At 46.3% G+C, this 259-nt stretch carries 1 protein-coding gene; it reads right to left on the bottom strand.

Annotation, left to right across the window (positions count from 1 at the left end):
• Positions 1-259 (bottom strand): N-acetylneuraminate synthase family protein (locus NLF92_RS13320; protein ID WP_254102725.1); only part of this gene is annotated, 259 nt, incomplete at both ends.

Here is a 259-nt window from a genome sequence, read left to right as displayed (position 1 = left end):
CCACTAACATTTTCAATTCGAATGGCTCAAGCGAGAATTCTGCGTCAACGCCGCCTTCGCTCCTATTTGAAACAAAGTGTTTCTCGATAACACTTGCCCCCAAGGCTACCGATGCCACTGCTACTCCTATACCTTCGGTATGATCAGAAAGTCCAGCTGGGCAATTAAACAACTCAGCCAAATGAGGGATGGTGCGTATATTGGCATCTAACGGACGGGCCGGGTAATTGCTAGTACATTTTAATAATACCAACTCGGA

The organism is Opacimonas viscosa (assembly GCF_024199005.1).
In the GTDB taxonomy this organism is placed as follows: Bacteria; Pseudomonadota; Gammaproteobacteria; order Enterobacterales; family Alteromonadaceae; genus Opacimonas; species Opacimonas viscosa.
This window is presented reverse-complemented; position numbering and strand designations above follow the sequence as displayed.